General features: G+C 69.7%; 22 protein-coding genes. 12 read left to right on the top strand and 10 right to left on the bottom strand.

Features of this window, described 5'->3' with window-relative positions; all coding sequences use genetic code 11:
* Positions 1–36: 36 nt before the first annotated feature.
* On the bottom strand, positions 37–816 hold the full coding sequence (locus tag ABD999_RS37475) for an FHA domain-containing protein (protein WP_345483132.1): 780 nt from the start codon (positions 814–816) through the stop codon (positions 37–39).
* A gap of 149 nt (positions 817–965) precedes the next feature.
* On the opposite strand from ABD999_RS37475, the gene ABD999_RS37470 reads away from it, so the two are divergent.
* The 5 genes from ABD999_RS37470 to ABD999_RS37450 all read left to right on the top strand — a co-directional run bounded on the left by ABD999_RS37470 (position 966) and on the right by ABD999_RS37450 (position 6,706).
* Positions 966–2,894 carry a serine/threonine-protein kinase gene (locus ABD999_RS37470; protein WP_271279285.1) on the top strand — a complete coding sequence of 643 codons (1,929 nt, stop codon included), beginning with the start codon at positions 966–968 and terminating at the stop codon, positions 2,892–2,894.
* 300 nt (positions 2,895–3,194) lie between these two features.
* The gene (locus ABD999_RS37465; protein WP_271279284.1) at positions 3,195–4,325 is read left to right on the top strand and encodes a hypothetical protein; all 1,131 of its coding nucleotides are present in this window, start codon (positions 3,195–3,197) and stop codon (positions 4,323–4,325) included.
* A gap of 64 nt (positions 4,326–4,389) precedes the next feature.
* Positions 4,390–4,941, top strand: a complete 552-nt coding sequence (locus ABD999_RS37460) for an RNA polymerase sigma factor (protein ID WP_187281533.1) — start codon at positions 4,390–4,392, stop codon at positions 4,939–4,941.
* Between the two features lie 17 nt (positions 4,942–4,958).
* Positions 4,959–6,167 carry a CU044_5270 family protein gene (locus tag ABD999_RS37455; RefSeq protein WP_271279283.1) on the top strand — a complete coding sequence of 403 codons (1,209 nt, stop codon included), beginning with the start codon at positions 4,959–4,961 and terminating at the stop codon, positions 6,165–6,167.
* Between the two features lie 74 nt (positions 6,168–6,241).
* Positions 6,242–6,706, top strand: coding sequence for a DUF3592 domain-containing protein (locus ABD999_RS37450; protein ID WP_271279282.1), 465 nt, complete (start codon positions 6,242–6,244; stop codon positions 6,704–6,706).
* A 311-nt stretch (positions 6,707–7,017) separates the two neighbouring features.
* On the opposite strand, the gene ABD999_RS37445 is transcribed toward ABD999_RS37450, so the two are convergent.
* On the bottom strand, positions 7,018–7,692 hold the full coding sequence (locus ABD999_RS37445) for an ArsR/SmtB family transcription factor (protein WP_271279281.1): 675 nt from the start codon (positions 7,690–7,692) through the stop codon (positions 7,018–7,020).
* A gap of 63 nt (positions 7,693–7,755) precedes the next feature.
* Between ABD999_RS37445 and ABD999_RS37440 the strand changes: the two genes are divergently transcribed.
* Positions 7,756–8,988 carry an MBL fold metallo-hydrolase gene (locus tag ABD999_RS37440; RefSeq protein ID WP_271279280.1) on the top strand — a complete coding sequence of 411 codons (1,233 nt, stop codon included), beginning with the start codon at positions 7,756–7,758 and terminating at the stop codon, positions 8,986–8,988.
* Between the two features lie 20 nt (positions 8,989–9,008).
* The gene (locus tag ABD999_RS37435) at positions 9,009–10,238 is read left to right on the top strand and encodes an MFS transporter (RefSeq protein ID WP_271279279.1); all 1,230 of its coding nucleotides are present in this window, start codon (positions 9,009–9,011) and stop codon (positions 10,236–10,238) included.
* An 18-nt stretch (positions 10,239–10,256) separates the two neighbouring features.
* On the opposite strand, the gene ABD999_RS37430 is transcribed toward ABD999_RS37435, so the two are convergent.
* Together ABD999_RS37430 and ABD999_RS37425 are read right to left on the bottom strand one after the other, a co-directional pair.
* Positions 10,257–10,850: a class I SAM-dependent methyltransferase gene (locus tag ABD999_RS37430; protein WP_345483130.1), complete on the bottom strand. Its 594-nt coding sequence runs from the start codon at positions 10,848–10,850 to the stop codon at positions 10,257–10,259.
* 5 nt (positions 10,851–10,855) lie between these two features.
* A complete protein-coding gene (locus ABD999_RS37425) occupies positions 10,856–12,040 on the bottom strand; it encodes a cytochrome P450 (protein WP_271280141.1) in 1,185 nt (394 codons plus the stop codon).
* Between the two features lie 87 nt (positions 12,041–12,127).
* Between ABD999_RS37425 and ABD999_RS37420 the strand changes: the two genes are divergently transcribed.
* Positions 12,128–12,718, top strand: coding sequence for a TetR/AcrR family transcriptional regulator (locus ABD999_RS37420; protein ID WP_271280140.1), 591 nt, complete (start codon positions 12,128–12,130; stop codon positions 12,716–12,718).
* Here ABD999_RS37420 and ABD999_RS37415 read toward each other — a convergent pair.
* Positions 12,703–13,113 (bottom strand): hypothetical protein, encoded by a 411-nt coding sequence (locus ABD999_RS37415; RefSeq protein ID WP_271280139.1) that lies wholly within the window; start codon positions 13,111–13,113, stop codon positions 12,703–12,705. The genes ABD999_RS37420 and ABD999_RS37415 overlap by 16 nt on opposite strands.
* Between ABD999_RS37415 and ABD999_RS37410 the strand changes: the two genes are divergently transcribed.
* Positions 13,100–13,834: a TNT domain-containing protein gene (locus ABD999_RS37410; RefSeq protein ID WP_271280138.1), complete on the top strand. Its 735-nt coding sequence runs from the start codon at positions 13,100–13,102 to the stop codon at positions 13,832–13,834. The genes ABD999_RS37415 and ABD999_RS37410 overlap by 14 nt on opposite strands.
* A 37-nt stretch (positions 13,835–13,871) precedes the next feature.
* Here the strand turns inward: ABD999_RS37410 and sigJ are convergent, their stop codons facing one another.
* Positions 13,872–14,792 (bottom strand): RNA polymerase sigma factor SigJ, encoded by a 921-nt coding sequence (gene sigJ / locus ABD999_RS37405; protein ID WP_345483129.1) that lies wholly within the window; start codon positions 14,790–14,792, stop codon positions 13,872–13,874.
* A 149-nt stretch (positions 14,793–14,941) separates the two neighbouring features.
* Between sigJ and ABD999_RS37400 the strand changes: the two genes are divergently transcribed.
* A complete protein-coding gene (locus tag ABD999_RS37400; protein ID WP_271280136.1) occupies positions 14,942–15,571 on the top strand; it encodes an LUD domain-containing protein in 630 nt (209 codons plus the stop codon).
* A gap of 175 nt (positions 15,572–15,746) precedes the next feature.
* On the opposite strand, the gene ABD999_RS37395 is transcribed toward ABD999_RS37400, so the two are convergent.
* Complete coding sequence (locus tag ABD999_RS37395) at positions 15,747–16,187, bottom strand: YybH family protein (protein WP_271280142.1); 441 nt, start codon at positions 16,185–16,187, stop codon at positions 15,747–15,749.
* 203 nt (positions 16,188–16,390) lie between these two features.
* On the bottom strand, positions 16,391–17,092 hold the full coding sequence (locus tag ABD999_RS37390; protein ID WP_271280135.1) for a hypothetical protein: 702 nt from the start codon (positions 17,090–17,092) through the stop codon (positions 16,391–16,393).
* Positions 17,093–17,227: 135 nt separating this feature from the next.
* Between ABD999_RS37390 and ABD999_RS37385 the strand changes: the two genes are divergently transcribed.
* Positions 17,228–17,857 (top strand): DUF998 domain-containing protein, encoded by a 630-nt coding sequence (locus ABD999_RS37385; RefSeq protein ID WP_219551492.1) that lies wholly within the window; start codon positions 17,228–17,230, stop codon positions 17,855–17,857.
* A gap of 314 nt (positions 17,858–18,171) precedes the next feature.
* Here ABD999_RS37385 and ABD999_RS37380 read toward each other — a convergent pair whose 3' ends face one another.
* A complete protein-coding gene (locus ABD999_RS37380) occupies positions 18,172–18,831 on the bottom strand; it encodes a response regulator transcription factor (RefSeq protein ID WP_148035694.1) in 660 nt (219 codons plus the stop codon).
* Positions 18,828–19,973, bottom strand: coding sequence for a sensor histidine kinase (locus ABD999_RS37375; protein ID WP_271280134.1), 1,146 nt, complete (start codon positions 19,971–19,973; stop codon positions 18,828–18,830). The genes ABD999_RS37380 and ABD999_RS37375 overlap by 4 nt, the downstream gene beginning before the upstream one ends.
* A 179-nt stretch (positions 19,974–20,152) precedes the next feature.
* Here ABD999_RS37375 and ABD999_RS37370 point away from each other — a divergent pair, with 179 nt between their 5' ends.
* Positions 20,153–20,740, top strand: coding sequence for a hypothetical protein (locus tag ABD999_RS37370; protein WP_271280133.1), 588 nt, complete (start codon positions 20,153–20,155; stop codon positions 20,738–20,740).
* Positions 20,741–20,994: the final 254 nt, after the last annotated feature.

Genomic DNA, 20,994 nt, shown 5'->3' with positions numbered 1-20,994 from the left:
TTCCTACAGGCCGCCGTCCGGGAGGGGTCCCGGGCTTCACGGGATGGGATCGACCGTGCCGGGAGGCGGGCCGGCCGGTTCGTCGAGGAGCCGGAGGTCGGAGGGGCCGATCGTGGCGGAGACCAGCAGCGCCATGATCAGGTTGTGGTTGAGCGTGTTGCCCAGCGGCGGCGGGATCTCCTCCTCCAGCAGCCCGGGCACCTTGGCGCTGAGCCGCTTACGCGTCTGGGTGACGATGTGGGCGGCCCGCTTCGCGGTCCACTTGTCCGCGGGACGGAGGCGGCCGAGCTCGTCGGCGACCTGGGCCCAGGTCAACGGCTGGGGCCAGGGCTCGGGCCGGAGATACCGCTGGCCCAGGCAGACCAGGACCAGGCGCTCGACGGTGCTGAGTGGCCATCCGTTCGGGTCGCGGGTGTCGGCCTCCTGGGGGACCCGCGTCGCCGGGTGCGATGCCATGACGATCCGTGTTTCGAACAGGTGCTCCTGCCGGGGGGCGACGATGAACAGCGGTGTGTGGGCCACCGGCAGCGGCGCGCGGTGTCCGGTGAGCACCAGCCGCCCGCCCGGAAGGCGGATGGGCAGGTTGCCGAGGTTGCACAGGACCCATCGCGCGTTCTCGTAGGTGATGAATCCGTGCTGCCGGCTGACGTACGGGTCGTCCAGTCCGACACAGACGTGGACATCCGGCTCGCAGCGCCCGAACACCACGTCGAACCCGGCGTCCGGCGCGACGCGGATCCCGCCGTTGGTCCCCCGGACGTACAGGCTGCCCGGCATGTCCGCCGGAAGTCCGCCGGAGACGGACTCCTTCGGCAAGAGGTCCACCTTGCTGCGGGGGCCGTGTTTCGCCGATGCCATGCCGCTAACCTTTCACGAGCCCGGCAGACCTGACAGAGGGAAGTTCGGGTACGTTCGCCGCCCGGTAAGGCTATGGTAGATCCACTCCGAAGGATCACAATTACCACATGGTTGATTACATGCCGCTGACTTCCGGCGACCCCGAGGAGTTAGGCGGTCTCAAACTCCTCGGCAGGCTGGGCCAAGGCGGACAGGGTGTCGTCTACCTCGCCATGACCCCGATGAACGCGCGCGTGGCCGTCAAATGGCTGCACCCGTCCGACGAGGAGAGCATGGCGCGCTTCATGCAGGAGGCGACGCTCTCCCGGCGGGTGGCGACGTTCTGCACCGCGGCTGTGCTCAGCACGGGTGTCGAGCAGGGCCGGCCGTACATCGTCAGCGAGTACGTCGAGGGCCGCTCGCTGGAGCGGATCGTCAGGGAGGACGGCCCGCTCTCCGGCGGTGACCTGGAGCGGCTGGCCATCGGCACCGCCACCGCGCTCGCCGCGATCCACGATGCCGGCGTGGTGCACCGGGATTTCAAACCCGGCAACGTCATCATAGGCGCCGACGGCCCCCGTGTGATCGACTTCGGCATCGCGCGCACGCTCGGCCCGGCCACCATGACGAGCAGCACGCAGATCGGGACCCCCGCGTACATGGCTCCCGAGCAGATCAGGGGGCTCGGAATCGGATCGGCGGCCGACCTGTTCTCCTGGGCCGGCACGATCGTCTTCGCGTCCTGCGGGCGGGCGCCGTTCGGCAACGACGGGACGCACGCCGTGATGAACCGCGTGCTCACGGGGGAGCCCGATCTGGGCGCGCTCGACGAACGGCTGGGCGAGTTGGTGCGGCAGTGCCTGGCCAAGGAGCCGGAGCGCCGGCCGACGGCCATGGACGTGATCACGCGCCTGCTGCGCAATCCGGAGCTCGGCGCCGACCCGCTCGTGGAGGGAACCAGGCAGGCCGCCCCGGACGGCGCTCCGCCAACTGACGGTGGCAGGACGTCGCGCAGGCCGTTCGTCGTCGCCGCCGCGGCCCTGGTCGTCGCGGCCGCTGTGGTGGCCGCGACAGTGCTGGTCGGCTCGCTGCGGACGGGCACGCCCACACCCCCACCGACCGCGAGGGAGTCCACGGCTGCGCCGTCGCCGACCACGCTGCCGGGCGGGCCGATCACGCTCAACGAGAGCCCGTCCGACCCGATCACGCTGACGTCGTACGAGGCCTACGACAAGAAACTCGACGACGACGTCAACTATGCCAGGCAGTCGCTGCGCGGGAAGTTCGACAAGTATCCGGGCAACCTGGAGTCGCGGGTGTCCCCAGACGGCCGCTATCTCGTGGGAAGGCCGGACGACTACACCTCGGACGGCTACGACTCGATCCTCATCACCGATCGGCAGGCGGGCTCCAGTTTCCGGGTCAAAACCGTACGGAAACCATTGGACACCAGCATCCGCGCCTGGTCGAAGGACAGTTCGAAGGTCCTCCTGAACCTCAACAGGAAGCAGGGCAAGAACGTCTGGACCACCCTGGGCTTCGCCGTCGTCGACGTGGCCGGGAACGACGTGGCCCAGAGCAAGGTCCGGGTGGTCGACGTGGCCGACGAGTCGATCCGTGACAGCGACTTCGGCTGGGACGGCGCCGATCAGGGCGTCGTCATCGTCTACGGCGAGGACGAGGGGTTGCGCTTCTTCGACGCCGCCGGCGAACGCACGCGCGACCTGCCGGGCGTGGGGCCGCTGGCCTCCGGCACCGTCGACCTCTTCTCGCCCTCGGGCAGGGTGTTCGTGACCGACTGCCCGGGTGACGACGAAAGCGACCACTGCCTCTGGGACGCCGCCACCGGCAAGCAGGTGCACAGGTTCTCCTCTGACTGCGACAAGGTCCTCGGCTGGTACGACGAGTCGCATCTCTACTGCTGGGAGAACGACAACGGCGCCCATGACGAGGTTCGCGTGGTGGCTTTCGACGGCAAACTGCTGCGAAGGCTGCTGGAGTCCCCGGACGAGGCCGAACTCGCCCCGTTCTTCACGATCAACCCCACCGGCTCGTGAAACACACGCCGGGACCCCTCCCGAAGGAGCCTGCATAGGCTCATCCTTCCGAGCGGAAGGGCGGACATGATGAGCGTGGTGCCACGGAGACGCCGGCGCACGGTGCTGGCGCTCGGGACAGGACTGATCGTCAGCGTGGGGTGCGGCGCCGGTGGTCCTCCAGCGGCGGCGCCCTCCTCTCCTCCGCCTTCGCCTCGTCCTTCGCCTGAGCCGGCCCGGGCGCTGGTCGGCTGGGCGGAGACGATGTGCCTCACCACCCAGCAGGTGGACGGCCCGTTACGGGAGGGACACGAGGAGGACATGGAGGTCTTCGAGGCCGATTGGTACCTCAGCAGCGTGAGCTCCACGGTCGGCGGCGCGATCCAGGCGGTCGAGTCCATGTCCCCGTCAGGCAACGGTGCGGCGGACGCGGAATCCGCGCGGCTGCTGAAAGTGCTCAAGGAGATACAGGGGCAACTGCCCGAGGACATCGACGCGATCACGAAGGCCGCGGACAAGAAGAAGCTGTCCACGGCCGAGCGGCTGGCCGCGGCGGTGGGCGCGATCCCCCCGCAAGCGACCATTCTCACTCAGGTGGTCAAGAGCGATCAGGCGTTGGCCGTCTCCCATGACCTCGCGCCAGGTTGCACACCGTTGACGCCGTCCACCCCGTCGAAGGCGAACGTCTCCGCGCCGACCCGGGCGCTGGTCGGCTGGGCCGCCAGAATGTGCCCCATCAGGGATTCCATGGCGTCCCTGCGGGCGGATCCGTTCGACGATCCGCTGACAGGGGATCCGCGATTCGCCCCGTTCCTCGGGTCACGATTGGCGGAGTACATCTCCTCCGCCGGGACGCGTCTGGACCGGACGCGGGACGCGCTCGCCGAAGTCCCCGCCACCGGCATCCCGGCCGTGGACGAGTACCGCGCGAGCCTGGCCTCCAGAGTCAAGAAAGCGCGCGCGAAACTACCCGAAGGGGACCGGTTCTTCCTGATGCAGCTCCCCGTCGGTCAGCTGAAGAAGCAGGTCAGGCAGGTGTCCCGGGCGACGGCCGGGCTGGAGCCCGCGGCGGACCTGCCCGATCTGGTCGCCGGTCATCCGGAACTCCTCGCCTCTTACGATCTGGCTCCTCAGTGCGAGCCGCTGACCTCGTCCGGTGAACCCGGCGCCACTCCTCTGCCGTCCGCCGAGGACGGCGGAGACCTCGCCGCCTGCCGGGACGGCACGTGCCAGATCAAGGTGTCCAAGCCGGTCATGGTCTCCGTCAATGGTGGAAGATACCTGCTCTCCGCTGCGGACAACGGACTGTCGATCGTCCGGGATACCGGCTACATGGTCATCGGCGCGGGAGGCACCGGCCGTTTCGGCATGACCGGCGGGAAGACCACCGAGTTCCGCGTCAAGGCGCACACCCCGGACGGCGCCGTTCTCGACATCTCCACGAGCGAATGATCAGGCGGCTGGAACAAGTCCGGGCCCGGCGGTAATCGAGCGGCGGCCGGCGGGACTACTGGGTGTGGACGATCCCGAAGAACGATTCACCCTGCTGTACGACCGGTACTACCGGAACGTGCTGGGCTATGTGCTGCTCCGCGTCGAACAGGGCGTGGCCGAGGACGTGTGCAGCGAGACGTTCCTCGTGGCCTGGCGGCGGCTCGACGAGTTGCCCGAGCAGGTGCTGCCGTGGCTGCTCGGCGTCGCCCGCAACAAACTCGCCAAGCAGCGTGACGTGCGGTACCGGCGCGAGGACCTGGTCGAGCGGATCGCCAAGCTGACCAGTGAGCAGGAGCACGTCGCCTGGGACGTCGCCGAGCACGTGGTGGACCGGGAGCAGGCCATCTCCGCCTTGCGCGCCCTTCCCGAGAAGGACGTGGAGGCGATGATCCTGGCCACCTGGTACGGCCTGACGCCCGACCAGGCCGCGACGGTCATGGGCTGCTCGGCGCGAGCGTTCAACGTCCGGCTGCACCGGGCGCGCAAGCGGCTCGACAGCAGGCTGCGCCAGGAAATGGGAGCCGCGCGACGGCCGATGCGACAGACGCGCGGCCACTTCGCCGAGGAGAGCTGACACCCGTGGGGGAAGACATGACCGACCGTATGGTCGCCCGGCTCAGGCCCGATGAGCTGGACGAACTCGCCGAGGCGAGCTACCGGCGGCGCCGCCGCGAGGACCTCGCCCGAACGTTCAGCAGCACCCGGAACCCGGCACCCGCGCCGAGACGTCCCCTGTTCCTCCTGGCCACCGGCGCGGTCGCCGCGGTCGCCGCCGGAGCGGTCGTCGTCTCCACCGGCGTGCTGTCCGGCACGCCCGCCGGCGACACCCCTCCGGTCGCGGCTTCGAGCACCCCGGAGAGCACGACCGGCGGCACGGGGGCGTCGCCGGCCACCCGGATCGACGCCCGATCCTTCCTGCTCGCCGCCGCGGCCACCGCACTGCGCGAGCCCGCCGCGACCGGCGACTACTGGTACGTGCGACAGCGTACGACCCATCCCACCGCCCACCTGCCGGAGGAGTTCTGGACCGAGGCGCGGAAGCTCCAGCTCCAGGAGCAGGCGGAGGTCGACAGGACCGGCGCCGAGGACGACGAGCTGGTGGCGATCAACGAGAAGTACAACAAGAAGCTGGAGAACCTGCGCAAGAGCATCCAGCCCGACGGGCCCCCGTACCGGGCGTACATCGTCGAGTCCGAGGAACGGTGGCGGCCGAAGCGGATCGGCGGCACCCACCGCGTGAAGAGCAGTGACCGCGAGGTCGTCTTCCCCTCACCGCAGGACGAGGCCAAGTGGAAGGAGGAGGGCTCGCCGAAACTGGCGGAGGACAAGCCCAAGAGCGTCGACGACAACCTTCCGCGGCCCCTGTCGATCCCCAACATGGACATCACCATGCAGAACGTCGGCGACCTGCCCACGTCGAAGAAGGCGCTGGCCGGCCGCCTGCGCGCCCAGTTCGCGAAACTGCCGGACCCCCACAAGGAGTTCGACCTCTACCTGTGGCAGACCACCGTCGACCTGATGACCGCCCCGACCACACCCGGCACCCGGGCGGCCATCTTCCGTATCCTCGCCGACCAGCCCGGCATCACCTCCCACGGCGAGGTCGCGGACGCCACCGGGCGCGCGGGGGTCGGCCTGGCGGTCGAGAGCGACGACGGGTACGAGTTCCAGCTCGTCGTCGACGAGGACACGGCGGAACTGCTGGAGTACTCGGTGGCGGAGAAGGACGAGGACACGGTCCGTGTCACCTTCGAGGAGTTCGGCTGGACCGACAAGCTGGGCCGGCGCCCGCAACGCTAGCCGGCCATGTGGCGCTGCCCGACTGCGACAACAGGGGGCAGCGCGCCCGGCACCGGTATTGGCACACTCGTCCCATGCACAACGGACGGCTCTTCACTCTCGTCGGCGGAATCTTCGGCCTGATCGGTCTGGTCCTGCTCTGCGTCACCATCGCGCTGGCCGCCTCCACGGCGAGCTTCCTGGCCTCGGCCCAGCGAACGGACGGGACCGTGGTGGAGCTGACCGCACGGACCAGCACGACCCGGAACTCCGACGGTTACATCCGCCGCAGCACCACCTGGTTTCCGACCGTGGAGTTCACGGTCGACGGCAGGCAGTACTCGTTCCAGAGCTCCACGGGCAGCAACCCACCGGCCTACGCGGAGGGCGAGAGCGTGCCCGTCGCCTACGACCCGGCCGACCCGTCCGACGCGCGGATCTCCTCGTTCTGGTCGGCGTTCCTGGCCCCGCTGATCACCGGCGCACTGGGCCTGGTGTTCACCCCGGTCGGCACGCTCTTGTTCCTCAAGGGCCGGCGTCTCACCCGGCGACGCTCCTGACCGTGGGGCTGTGGCCGACCGCCACGGGGCATGCGGCTCGGTACGGCGGGCGTCGGCGCGGACGCTGATGGCGTAGGCGGGACGACCGCGGCTGGTGAGAGCGCCGAGGTAGCGATGACCGGTCAAGTGGCACCAGGCAGGCAGATCGATCGGGGCGGCCGGGTCGGTGGCGATCAGGTGGACGACGCGGCCCGAGGGCAGGCCGGCCACCAGGCGGCTCAGCTCGATCAGCAGGTGGACGCAGCGGCGGTCACCGCCGTCCAGCACCACCGGGGCGGCGTTCGCGTGCTCGTGCGGTCCGGGCGCTTCGCTCATGTCAGCTCCCCGGCGTCGACGGGCATCTCGGCCAGCCGCCATTCGAGCATGCCGTCGGCCAGGCGGACCGCGTGCCGTCCGCGGTCGGTCAGCAGGCGGACTGCGTCGTAGGCGAACACGCAGTATTCGCCGCGGCAATAAACGACGATCTCGCAGCCCTCGGGCAGCTCGTTCATCCGGTCGGCCAGTTCGGCGACGGGGATGGAGACGGCCCCGGGGATGTGGCCGGCCAGGTATTCCTCCACCGGCCGGACATCGAGCACCACGACGCCTCCTGCCTGGAGGCGGGCGCGCAGCTCCGCGCGAGTGACCTCCGCCGCACCGTCCCGGCCGAGGTAGGCGTCCCGGGTCGGGGGGACGGCGGCCTGATGGTTCTCGGCGACCTTGCGCAGCAGCGCGAACAACCGGGCGACGTCGTCGCCGGCGAGCCGGTAGTGGATACGCACGCCGTCGCGACGGGTGGCGACGAATCCGGCCTGCTTGAGCGTCTGCAGGTGGGCCGAGGCGGTGGTCAGGTTCAGCCCGGCGGCCTTGGCCAGGGCCTCCACGGTGCGTTCTCCCTGGGCGAGCAGGTCGAGCAGTTCCAGCCGTTTTCCGCTGGCCAGCGCCTTGCCGCTGGCCGCGAACGCGTCATACAGCCGAGCCTTGGCCTGGGCCGGGGTTGCGTCCATCGTCCACTCCTCCATTAATCTATGGAATACGGTACAACAGGTCAATGGGCCATGGAGGACATCGTGGGTCTCACCGAAGATCATTTGATACCACTGGTGGACCACGGGCTGGGCAACAGCGCCTACCTGGTCGACCTGGGCGACGGGCGCGCGCTGGCCGTGGACGCCTGTCGTGACCTGCGCGCGCTGTATGCCGCGGCCCGTCGGCGCGACCTGACGGTCGCCTTCGCGGCCGATACGCACCTGCATGCCGACTTCCTGTCCGGCGCCGTACAACTCGGCCATGATGCCGGTGCCATCGTGCTGGCCTCGGCCTCAGGGCAGCGCGCGTTCCCGCACCGTGGCCTGGCTGACGGTGACGAGGTCGATCTGGGCGGGTTGCGGTTGCGTGCCCTGGCCACGCCCGGCCACACCGACGAGCACCTGTCGTTCCTGCTCCTGGACGGCGGCCAGGAGCTCGGCGTGTTCACCGGCGGGTCGCTGATCGTGAACTCCGCCGCCCGCACCGACCTGCTGGGCGCCGACCGCACCGAGGAACTGGCGCGCGCCCAGTACCACTCGATGCGGCGGCTGGCGGCTCTGCCGGAGGCGACCGCGGTATGGCTCACCCACGGCGCGGGCTCGTTCTGCTCGGCCCCGCCCGGCACCGAGCGCACCACCACCATCGGCGCCCAGAAACGCACCAACCCGCTGCTGGCCGCGCCCGACGAGAACACCTTCGTCAAGCGACTGCTGGCCGGCCGCCCCGCCGCCGAGTTCGCGGCAGGTCACATCCCCGGATCGCTGTCCATCCCGCTGCGCGAGCAGTTCGCCACCTGGCTGGGCTGGCTGCTGCCCGACACCGCGCCCCTGGCCTTCGTCATCGATGACGGACAGGACCCCGCCGAGGTCGTCTGGCAGGCATACAAGATCGGCTACGAGCGGCTGGCCGGACACCTCAGCGGCGGCCTGCCCGCCTGGCTGGAGGCAGGCGGGCAGGCCGTCGGCACCGCGTTCGTCACCGCCGACCAGGCGCCGGACGGCCCTTACCTCGATGTCCGGCAGGAGGCCGAGTACGCCGCCGGGCACGTGCCCGGTGCCCTGCACCTCGAACTCGGCGAACTCGCCGAGCACGCCGCGGACGCCCCGGCCGGCGCGGTGGTGGCCTGCGGGCACGGCGAGCGCGCCATGACGGCCGCGAGCCTGCTGGAACGAGCCGGCCACACCGGTGTGACCGTCCTGGACGGAGGCCCGGCCGAGTATGCCGCCGCCCACGGCCTGCGGCTCGACACCGTTGACGCCGCCGGTGCTCGGTGAGCACCGGCACCATCCCCCCAGTGCGGCTCGGGCTGGCCGAGAACTGGTTGCAGTTCACCCTGCTCGTGATCGTCAACGTCTGCGTCGGCGGGCTGGTCGGGCTGGAGCGCACCACCGTGCCACTGATCGGCACCGAGGTTTTCGGCCTGACCAGTGACCTGGCGGTGTTCTCCTTCATCATCGCCTTCGGCCTGACCAAGGCGGCCACGAACCTGGCCGCCGGTGCGCTGACCGCGCGCTTCTCCCGCAAACAACTCCTGGTCGCCGGATGGCTGATCGGCACGCCGGTGCCGTTCATGCTGGCGTGGGGGCCGTCGTGGTGGTGGATCGTGGCGGCGAACCTGCTGCTCGGCCTCAACCAGGGACTGGCCTGGTCGATGACGGTCAACATGAAGATCGACCTGGTCGGCCCGGCCCGCCGCGGCCTGGCCACCGGGCTGAACGAGGCCGCCGGCTACACCGCGGTCGGCGTCACCGCGCTGCTGACCGGCTACCTGGCCACCGTCTACGGGCTGCGTCCGGCACCCGAGCTGATCGGCGTCGTCTTCGTCGTCGCCGGCCTGGCGTTGTCGGTGGTCGTCCGCGACACCGCCGCGCACGTCGCCCTGGAGCTCGCTCAGCACCCCAAGCCGCTGCCGGACGGAGAGCGCATCGGGCCGGTCGCCACGTTCGCCCGCACCTCCTGGCGCGAGCGCTCGCTGCGCGGCGCCAGCCAGGCCGGGCTGGTCAACAACCTCAACGACGGCCTGACCTGGGGCGTGTTCCCGCTGCTGTTCACCGAGCACGGTCTCGGCCTGGCCGCCGTCGGCCTGATCAAGGGCCTGTATCCGATCCTGTGGGGCCTCGGCCAGATACCCACCGGACATCTGGCCGACCGCATCGGCCGCAAACCCCTCATCGTGTCCGGCATGCTCGTCCAGGCGGCTGGGTTCGTCCTCGCCCTGGTCCTGCTCGAACGTCCCTTGCTGGCCGGGATCCTGTCCGCTGTCGCGCTCGGGCTGGGCACCGCCATGGTCTACCCGGCGCTGATCGCCTCCGTCTCCGACCACGCCCATCCCGCCTGGCGCGCCAATGCCCTGGGCACCTACCGGTTCTGGCGCGACATCGGCTACGCCGCCGGCGCCCTGCTCGCCGGCCTCCTGGCCGACGCCTTCGGCCTGAACGCCACCGTCATCGCCGCCGCCATCCTCACCGCCGCCTCCGGCCTGCTCGCCGCCCGCTGGATCACTGAAGCTCGCCCGTACCGATGACGACCTTGCGCACACCGCTCACTCATCGCCCGCCCGCACGGCCGTACCGAGGAGGTGGAAGGAGAACGGAGTACGCGCCGGAGGGAACAGGAAACGATCCAGACGATCGACGCGGAACCCGGCCCGCCGGATCGCGGCCTCGGCGTCCCGGCCAAGATGGCAGCCGCCGACCATGAGCGGCCAGATGGTGGCATCCAGCACGTCCTGCACCCTGGCCAGGCCGGACGTGCCGGCGCGCTCATGCTCCAGGAAACGCAACTGCCCGCCGGGCTTGAGCACCCGCCGCGCCTCGGTCAGCGCCGCACCGACGTCGGGCAGCGAGCACAGCACCATGCAGAACACCACGCCGTCCACACTCGCGTCGGCCACCGGCAGGTGCCCGGCGACGCCGGGCACCACGTCCACGGGGACGGCCGTCTCGGCAGCGGCGGCCCGCTCGCGCAGGCGCGGCTCCGGCTCCACCGCCACCACCCGCGTCACCTCGGCCGGGTAGTGCGTGAAGTTGACGCCGTGCCCGGCGCCGACCTCGACCACCTCGCCGCCGAGGCCGGCCAGCAGCTCGCGGCGGCGTTCGGTCATGCCGCGCTCGTCCATGGCCTTCGCCGCGCTCATGCCGGTCACCAGGCCACCGGCAGAGCGGTCAGCCCGCCGGTCAGCGTGCGGGTGTCGAAGGTCAGCTCCGCCACCGGGCAGCCCAGCTCCAGGGTGGGGAAGCGAGCGGCGAGCTGGGAGAAGACCACCTGCAGCTCGATCCGGGCGAGCGGCGCGCCGACGCAGTAGCGGGCGCCGTGGCCGAAGGTCAGGTGCGGCACCGCGGGCCGGTGGAGATCGAACCGGTCAGGGTCGGCGAAGACAGCAGGGTCGTGGTTGGCCGCGCCGGTGTCCAGCAGCACCAGGTCCCCGGCCCGGACGTGGACGCCGGAGATGTCCAGGTCCTCCCGGGCGTAGCGGGGGATGCCGCCGCCGCCGAGGTTCGGGGCGCGCAGGATCTCCTCCACCGCGGCGTCGATCCGGGACGGGTCATCTACCAGGGCCCGCCACTGGCCGGGCGTGGACAGCATCCACAGCACGCCCCGGCCGATCGCGGTGACCGTGGTCTCGTGCCCGGCGAACAGCAGGAACATGCCCATCGCGGCGGCCTCGTCGTCGCTCACCCCGTCGGTGGCGGCCAGCCGGGAGATCACGTCCGCGTCCGCATCACCGGTGGCGCGCTTGCGGGCCACCAACTGCCGCCCGTAGGTGAACAACGAGCCCAGCCCCTGAGCCGAGCGGGCCCGGTCGGTGATGTCAGCGGCTTCCTGCGTCCAGCCGCGAAACTGCTCGCGCTCTTCGTACGGGACGCCGAGCAGCTCACAGATGACCGTGATCGGCAGCGGCAGCGCCAGCGCGGCGTGCAGGTCGGCGGGCGGCCCGGCGGCGGCCAGCTCGTCGAGCAGCCGGGTGGTGAGCGTCTCGACTCGGCCGCGCAGTGCGCGCATCCGCCTGGGCGAGAAGTGCGGCTGCAGCAGCGAGCGCATCCTGCGGTGGTCGGCCTGCTCGGTGTCGAAGCCGCCGAGGGGGCCGCCGAACAGCTCTGATTCGCCGGTGCGGGAGGCGTGTTCGGGCTCGGGGTGGGCACGGCCCAGTCGGGGGTCGTCCAGCAGGGCGCGTACCTCCTCGTACCCGGTCACCTGCCAGCCGGGGTCGCCGACGGCGGTGCGGATGGCGTGGATGGGGCCCGAGGCCTGCAGCCGGCGCAGCAGCGGTGGCGGTCGTAGAGGGCCGGGCTGGTCGTAGGGGAGCTGAGCGGGGGCGGACGACATGACTCCTCCATGAGGTAAACGCAGCTTTGTATACTCCGGTGTCTATTAAGCTAGATGTATACTCTGCCTTATACAAGTGGAGGTGGGATGAGCGACCATGACGCCGGGCCGGCTCGGCCGGTGCGCAGGTTGCGCCGCGCGGAGCGGCGTGAGCAGATCCTGGACGCGGCCACCCGCGCCTTCGCTCGCGCCGGATATGTCGCCACCGGCCTGGACGACATCGCCGCCGAGGCCGAGCTGACCCGGGCGATGCTGTATCGGCACTTCGACTCCAAGGCCGACCTCTATTGGGCCGTGCTGGACCGCGCGTGCGCGCGACTGGCCGAGGCCACCGGCGCCGACCACTTCGACGAAAGCTCCATCCCCGCCCTGCTGCGCGCCGCCGAGGCGGACCCCGACGGATTCCGGCTGCTGTTCCGCCACGCCGCCCGCGAGCCCGACTTCCGCGAGCTGATCGACACCATCCAGGCCGCCTCCCGCGAGATCGCCCACCGCAACCTCGCCCGAGCTATCCCCGCGGGGCCGTGGCTCGACTGGGCAGCGAACCTGATCCCTGCCTTCACCCTGGAAGCCGTCATCACCTGGCTCGACGCCGGCCGCCCGGACCCCGACCAGGCCGCCGCCCGCATCAGCCAGGCCGTGCACGGCATCATGGCCGCCGCTCAATCCGGCCGCTGAATTTCGGAGAATGCCGGCCGGATCCTTGAGTTCGCAGCCTGGCCGGTGCATATCAAGACATTGCAGACAAACCATCGCATGTCGAGAATTTCTTTATATGGCAGTCTTGTCGCTTTTATCGGATCATTCTTTGCCTTTCTCATGATGCTGCCCGAGATTCCGATTCCGACGATGGCGGGAATGTAGAAGCCGATCACTATATGCGGACAGCCGAAGACCGCCGTAGCAGTCAGCCAAACAGAAATGAGCTGTGCCGCGCCGCGATCCGGTGCGTCGTCGATTCGCTGGTGATCAGTTCTCATTCGTTCGCCATCCAGGATCGACGGGAAAGTCATGCGGTACAACCGACGGGGCGCCATGCTGGCCGCCGCGATATGCACGATGTTGGGCGCCATGGGCGGCATGGGCGGCGTGGCCGCGCACGCCGAGAGCGCCGTCCAGTCCGAGACCCGGCTGGTCCGCCCGTCGCCGCCCCCGGGCAAGGACGATTCCCGTCCCCCGGCCGGCCACCGGGTCTGCGGACCTCCTTACATCACCGGCGACCCCGACCTCGGGCCGACCGTCCTCCCGAGGACCGGTCATCTGGGCGCGATCCTGCGCGGCTACGTGCCGCTGGGCGAGCTTTCCCCGCAGCATTTCCTCTCGCGCTACTGGGACTACACCACGAACAACTACCGCTTCCCGCCCGACGCCGGCTTCGGCCGTTCCGGCGATTTCCCGAACGGCCGGCTGCTGCGTAAGACGACCTTCCTGCAGGCCGGCATGAAACTCGACCGGTTCGGCGGCTATTCGGGGTCGTTCCTGGCGCCGATGGGCGACCTGTACATCAGGCGAGGGCTGCCGCCGCGTAACCTGAACACCAACCCCGATGACCCCCAGCACCTGTGCAACTATCACGCGTTCCGAGTTCTCAAGTCGTTCCGCGTCGAGGTGGGCCCGGCCGCGCCCGCGTTCCAGATGCCGGGCGGCGGCACGCAGTATCACGTGATCAGCAGATACTTCCCCGAACTCCCGCAGACGGACGACGAGGTCCCGGTGAGCTGGCTGCTGGCGAACAAATACCTGAAGGAGATCACACCGGTCACGTCCGCCCAGCTTTTGATCGACGGCAAGTGAACCGTCCAGGGCCCCGCCGCCCTGGCCGAGACGCGCCTCAGCTCGTCCAGTGACGGAGTTTCTGGGGGTTGCGTACGGCCCAGATCCGCTTGATCCGGTCGCCCGCGACCTCGAACGCGAACACCGTCACGGTGACGCCGTTTTGCTGAGCCACCAGACCGGGCTGACCGTTGACCGTACGCTCCAGGATCGTCACGTCGCCGGGCTTCTGATCGGCGATCTCGACCAAGGCGCGCGCGACCTGCCCGCCGCCTTCGATGGGATGCAGGAAGGTGGTGGCGAGGCCGCCGCCGTCGGCGATCGCCGTGGCGTCGGGGTCGAGCAGGCGGATCAGGGCGTCGATGTCCTTGGCCTCCCACGCCTGCTTGAAGTCCTTGACGATGCCGGCCTGCTGGGCTGTCGGACTCGCGGGGCTCCGCGATTCGCGAATGCGGCGGCGGGCGGAGGAGGCCAGCTGGCGGCATGCCGCCGGAGTCCGGCCGACGATCTCGGCCACTTCGGCGAAGGAGTGGCAGAAGACATCGTGCAGGATGAACGAGACGCGTTCGGCCGGGGTCATCGATTCGAGCACGACCATGAAGGCCATGTTGACCGACTCGTCCAGGGTGACCCGGTCGGCCGGGTCGACGGTCGCACCGCCCGGCCGCCCGCTGATCCACTCCGTACGCTCGGGCAGCGGCTCGGGGATCCACTCGCCCACATACCGCTCCCGCCTCGCGCGCGCCGAGCCGAGCACGTCCAGGCAGATGCGCCCGGCGACCCTCGTCAGCCAGGCGCCGGGGGACTCGATGGCGTCCTGCTGCTGCCGGGACATGGCGTACCAGCGGGCGTAGGTCTCCTGTACGACATCCTCCGCCTCGGCCAGGGAGCCCAGGAGCCGGTAGGCGAGGTTGATCAACTGACGCCGCTCGCTCATGAGCGCACTCAGGCCGTGTCCTGGCTCGGATCGGGTGGTCATGGTGTCGACGGCTCCCTCGGTCGCAGCTGCCCTCATTGTTCGACGAGACAGCGCGCCGAACTGTGAGGTCGGCACGTCACCTCACATTCGCGGGGACTGCGTCGTCGTACTGCCGAGACGAACACGTCATCCAGCGAACAGGAAGCTTCATGACCACCTCAACGCCGGCAGCACCGTTCACCCACCCGGCATCCGCGCAGCGCCTGGAGCGGGCGGCCGCCGCGCTGACGGACCACGGCTTCACCGTGGAAATCCTCGACGACGGCGCCGCCGCGCGTACCCGCGTCAAAGAGCTGATACCCGAGGGCGCCAGCGTGTTCACCGGGGCCAGCGAGACGCTCCGCCTGTCCGGCATCGAGGAGGACATCAACACCAGCGGGCGCTACGACGCCGTCAAGCCACGCGGCCTGGCCATGGACCGCGCCACCCAGATGCGCGAGATCTGGCGGCTCATGTCCACCCCCGACGTCATCGTGGGCAGTGTCGCCGCGGTCACCGAAACCGGCTCCCTCGTGGTCGCCTCGGCCACCGGAAGCCAGCTGCCCGGCTACGCCGGCGCCGCAGCCCACGCGATCTGGATCGTCGGGGCGCAGAAGGTGGTGTCCGACCTGCCCACCGCGCTGCGCCGCGTCGAAGACCACTGCCTCCCGCTGGAGAACGACCGCGCCATGAAGGCCTACGGCGCGCCCAGCGCCCCCAACCGCCTGCTCATCCTCAACGCGGAACCCCAGCCCGGACGCGGCACCGTCCTGCTGCTCCGCGAGACCATCGGATTCTGAGCCACAGAAGCCGTCACCGCAGGCGTGCGAGACGTCGCCGCCCCGGAGAGTGCCCGGCGCCACACCGGCGCCGGGCACTCTGGTCCCGCGGCCAGGTCTCATCGTGCCGCCACGAACCCTTCACCATCCGGCCGGGCGCGTCCGCCTGCACGGACAGGTGCGCTTCGGCGACTCGTCAGGGCTCAAGGTCGGCCGCGGCTCTGCCGCTGGCGACGTCGAACGGCACAGAGACCTGGTCGTGCGCGACGACCCAATGGTCGTCGGTCTTCCGGAAGCAGAACGTGGCCCGGACCCACATGCCCTTCGTCGCCGTCCCGTTCTCCAGCGTGCCGCTGAGCCGACCGAAAGCGTGGCCGAACGCCACGTCATCGCCAACGGTGAGCGTCAGGTCGCGAAGCTCGTAATCCACATCCCGGAAGAACGTGAACGCCTTCGTCCAGTTCGCCATCTTCGCCTCGATCCCCACATGCTGCAGCGGCGGCTCGACGTCGAAGGAGACGACGTCCGTCGCGTAAAGCCGCCTCAGGGTCTCGAGATCCTTGGCCCGGATTCCTTCGACGATCGTCTCGACCAGCCGCTCGATCTCGGCTTCGTCTACCTCACGGTGCGCGGCCATCGTCACTCATCACTCCCCATCGTGGGATCTGGGCTTGTCACCAGTCCGACGACACAGCACCCCGGGATGTCAGGCCCGCCCCACCGGCCGGGGCGCCCCGGTCATCGACCGTGTTCGGCGGTCCGGTGCCGCAGAGTGAGGCGCGCCCGAGGAACACGACGGCGGCGATCCAGCCCCACGAGGTGCACCGCGTGAGTGAAGGCTCATGGTGCGGCTGCCGCTCCGTAGAGATCACGCAGCCAGACGGTCCACGCGTGGGACGATTCTCGCTCGGAGCGGGTCTGAACGCCGTACTCGTACACGCCGACGGCCACCGGGGAGCCGAAGCGGTTGCGGCCGAAGGCGCGGTAGAGGGCGTCCTCGGTGCGCACGCCGATGAAGGCGTCGTCGTGGAAGTCGAGCACCCCGGCCTTGGCGGCGGCGCCGGGCACGGGCAGGGTGAGCTCGGAGCCGGTGGGCGTGTCCGCCGCGATACCCCAGGCGGAGCGGATCCTGTCGAGGGCGTCGGCGGTGATCGACGACTTCGGCGCGAGCGCCTCGAAACGTCGGAAGCTCCGGCCACGGAAGTACCTGAGGTACTGGCTGAGGGTGTGCGTGTACAGCTCGGTGTGGCGGCGCGCCCCTTCGTACTCGCTCTCCCAGTCGTCGACGAAGATGCCGCTGTGCACGTACCGGAGGTACGAGCCGCCCGGGGACGGGGTGATGTCGAACGCGATCTGGTTGAACCAGTCGCCGATCTCCGTCCGCAGCACCCCCCGGCTGGGCGGTTCCCACACCACGACGGTGCTCCGGGACAGGTCCAGCGGGATCGACCAGGCGGCGGAGTCGCGCGTCACCGCGTGCCAGACGTCCTCTGGCTCAGCGGGCAGTTCGCTCTCCCGCTCGATCCGAAAGTCCCTACTCATGGGCGAGCTCCGATCTCATGGCGGACAGTCTGCAGCGACATGAAGTTTTTGTCTAGACAACAATCATCTTATGGACAAAAATAAATGTCGGTGATCGCACAGGACCTTCACCATCCACCCCGAAGGGATCGACCCATGACCAGCGCCCGCTTCCCCCTCGCCCTCGGACCGTTCGCGGCCGCCCTGTTCATGGCCGTCGCGACAGTCGAAGCGATCTCCCGGCCGGCCTTCGATCTGACCAGACACGCGATCAGCATGCTCAGCCTCGGCGACCGCGGCTGGCTGATGGCGAGCACCTTCGTCATCAGCGGGATCGCGGTCATCGCGCTGGCGATCGGGCTGCGCGAGGCGCGGGCCGGCCGGCCGCGCACGGTCGCCGGTCCCGTCCTCACCGCGATCTTCGGCGCCGGCCTGATCTTGGCCGGGATCTTCCCCGCACCCGCGGGCCTCGGCTTCCCCGAGGGCACTCCTCAGGATCTGCAGCCGGTGATGACCACCACCGCGATCATGCACTCCGTCGCCTTCAACCTCGCGTTCGGCTCGCTGATCGCCGCGACGTTCGTGTTCGGGCGGGCGTACGGCCGCGAGCGCGCCCGCCTCTGGCAGGTCGTCTCGATCGCGACCGGCGTGGCCCTGCCCGTGCTCATCGTCTCGGGCATGGCGGTGCTGATCCCGACGGGGGTCGCCTTCTACGTGGCGGCGGTCCTCGCCTGGCTGTGGCTCGCGGCAATCGCCCTGGAGCACGCGAAGCGGGTCCGCGTGTAGGTGGTTCTGCTGTGCTCGATGGCTCTGCGGCTGTTTGTACATGATCGTTGGGGGATCGCGCTGCTCGCCCGAGGGCAGGCGCCCAAGGACGCAGAACGTGGGGCGTGTGGTCAGTCCAGCCCGGGCGGCCGGCGTGGCAACTGAGCATCTGGCCCGGCGTGGGAGCGAGTCGTCAGGCAGCGTGGCGGTGGGCCTTGGCGAATCGTCTTCTCGGAGGCTACGACGAAGACGGCCGAGCCCAGCTTCGCCGCCGACGTCAAGGCGTTGCTCGGGCCGGAGGCGATCGCGCTGTGAAACGAGCCCGATGTGACGGGCTATGCGTCCCAGCCTCGGTCGCCGGCTTGGACCAGGCCTGATTCGTACGCGAGGACTGCGAGTTGCACACGGTCGCGGAGGTTCAGCTTGGTCAGCAGACGGGAGACGTAGGTCTTGACCGTGGCCTCGGTGAGGAACAGTGCGCCGGCGATCTCGGCGTTCGATCGACCTCGTGCGACCTGCCGCAGCACGGCCGCTTCTCGTTCGGTCACGTTGGGCAGCGGAGCTGGGCTGGTGGAAGGCGCTGTGGCGAACCGGTCGAGTAGCCGGCGGGTGAGCTTGGGAGCGAGCATCGCCTCGCCCCGGGCCACGACGCGCACCGCGTGCACCAGGTCATCGGGAGGGACGTCTTTGAGGAGGAACCCGCTGGCGCCCGCCCGCAGGGCGCCGTACACATATTCATCGAGATCGAAGGTGGTCAGCGCCATCACGCGGACGCCGGGCTGCCGCGCAACGATCCGCCGGGTGGCTTCGATGCCGTCCAGCCGGGGCATCCGTACGTCCATGAGGACGACGTCGGGGCGGTGTTCGGCACAGGCGGTGACGGCTTCGACTCCGTCTCTGGCCTCGGCGACGACCTCCAGGCCGCCTCTTTCGAGGATGAGTCGGAAGCCTTCCCGTAGAAGCGCCTGGTCGTCGACGATCAACACGCGGGTCATGCCGGTTCCAGGGGAAGGACAGCGGCGACGGCGAACCCGCGGTCGGGCAGTGGGGCGGCTTGCAGCGTTCCACCGTACAGCGCCGCCCGTTCCCGCATTCCGATCAGGCCGTGTCCGGTTCCGGCGGTGCCCGGGCGTCCGCAGCCGTCGTCACGTACGTCGATGCGCAGCTCGTCGGCGCTGAATGTCACTCCCACGCTGACCTCGGTGGCGGCGTTGGCGTGGCGGCGCGCGTTGGTCAGTGCCTCCTGCACGATCCGGAATGCTGCGAGGTCGAGGCCGGCGGGCAGCGCCCGCGGCGCCCCGGCCACGGTGAACTCCACGGGAAGCCCGGATTTCCGAGCGTCGTCGACCAGTGTCTGCAGGCCCGACAGTCCGGGCTGGGGTGAGAGCAGGCCGACCTCGTCGGTGTCGCGAAGCATGGTGACTACCCGTCGCATTTCAGCGAGGGCGCCGTTGCCGGTGCGTCGGATAGTGGCGAGAGTACGGCGCACCCGGTCGGGGTCGTCGGTGACCATCTGTTCGGCCGCGCCTGCCTGTACCACCATCACGCTCACCGCGTGTGCGACGATGTCATGCAGTTCGCGGGCGATGCGGGTGCGTTCCTCGATGACGGCCTGTGCCGCCTGTTCGGCTGCGGCGACCTCGGCCGCCACCGCCCGCCGCTGAGAGGACCGGGCGTGACTGGCCATGATCGACTGCCAGCGGCCGAAGGCGAAGCAGACGCCCACGACACCCCAGTGGTACAGCATTTCGCCGAACCCGCCGAGCAGATCGATGAACAGGTCGGCGTAGATGAGGGCCGCACCGGCCATGGCCGCACCGATCCACGGCTCGCGTCCCTTGCCATGGCGCGCCACCGAGAACACGGCGATCAGGAACGGCACGAACTGCCCGAAGAACAGCAGGAACCCAAGCTGGGCCGAGGCGCACAGCCCGACAATCGTCACGGCGGTCGTCGGGATCGGGTGGGTGCGCCGCCACCACAGCGAAGCCGTGACGACCAGCACCTGCACGCTCGTCGCGAGCGGATCCCCGTCGCCCTGCCGCGATCCGAGCGGAAGCCATATCTCGGTGAGGCCCGTGACGAGTACGGCCAGACACAGGCCGACATCGGCGGTCCGGCGCCACCACACGTCCATGGGGGTCAACTGTAGGGGACGAGCAGGTCGAAGACATCAGCCCGAAGTTGACACCGCTGACCACTCTCGGCCGACTACAGTGACGAGCCGCTCAGACTTGACTGTCGCACATGACACGACACCTTCGCATTCTCATAGCGGTCTGCCTCCTCGCGTTTGCCCTGCTCAGCGTCGGCTTCATGGCCCTACAGCCCGAGCTGCCCGATGACCGGGCGCAGTGGCTCGCCACGATCGCCGACGCGCGTGCGGGCGCGTCGGCCGCCGCCCAGATGTTCCTCTGGTCCCAACTGCCGTTCGCGGTCGCGGTCGTGGGGCTGGTCGCCTGGCTGCGGCCGAGGTTCCCGCGACTCACGATCATCGGTGGCGTGTTCGGGGTGCTCGGCGCGTTCGGCCACACCGTAGCCGGCGGTTGGACGCTCACCCAGGTCGTGATGGCCGATGAGCCCGCCCACCGTGACGCCTACTCCCAGCTGATCGCCGCGCAGGAGCAGTCGGCCCTGATCGTCCCGTTCCTCCTGATCGGTGTGGTCGGCACCGTGGTGGGCATGCTGCTGCTGTCGATCGCCCACTTCCGTTCGCACGTGCATCCGCGATGGGTCGGCCCGGTGCTGTGGGTGTGGCTCGCGGTGGAGTTCGTCGGCAGCGGCATCAGCCCGTGGGCGATGTACCTGTCCGGGCTGCTGCTTCTTGCCGGTTGCAGTGGGCTCGCGGCCGGCCTGCTCGCCGCACGCCAGGACGAGTGCAGGTCTTTTGCCGTGACTGACTGAGCTGAGGGTTCCGCTCCTGAAAAACGGTGTGGCCTAGCGGAATCGAAGCGAAGGCGAAGACGGCAAATGATTCGAGTTCTTCAACTCCGCAGACTCGCTCACGCGAATGGTACGCTTTCGCGATCAGTGACGTGATCTCAGCGAATTGCCGGCAGGTAGTCGTGCTCGAAACGGGTGAGGACAAGTGCCGCGCGGGCGATGTCGCCGATTCGGCTGGGGCTGACGGTGATGTGCTGGAGGGTTCGCCAGCGGCC

The organism is Nonomuraea ferruginea, assembly GCF_039540635.1.
Lineage (GTDB): Bacteria > Actinomycetota > Actinomycetes > Streptosporangiales > Streptosporangiaceae > Nonomuraea > Nonomuraea ferruginea.
Note: the sequence above shows the minus strand (reverse complement) of the source record. Positions and strands in the feature narration are given on the sequence as shown.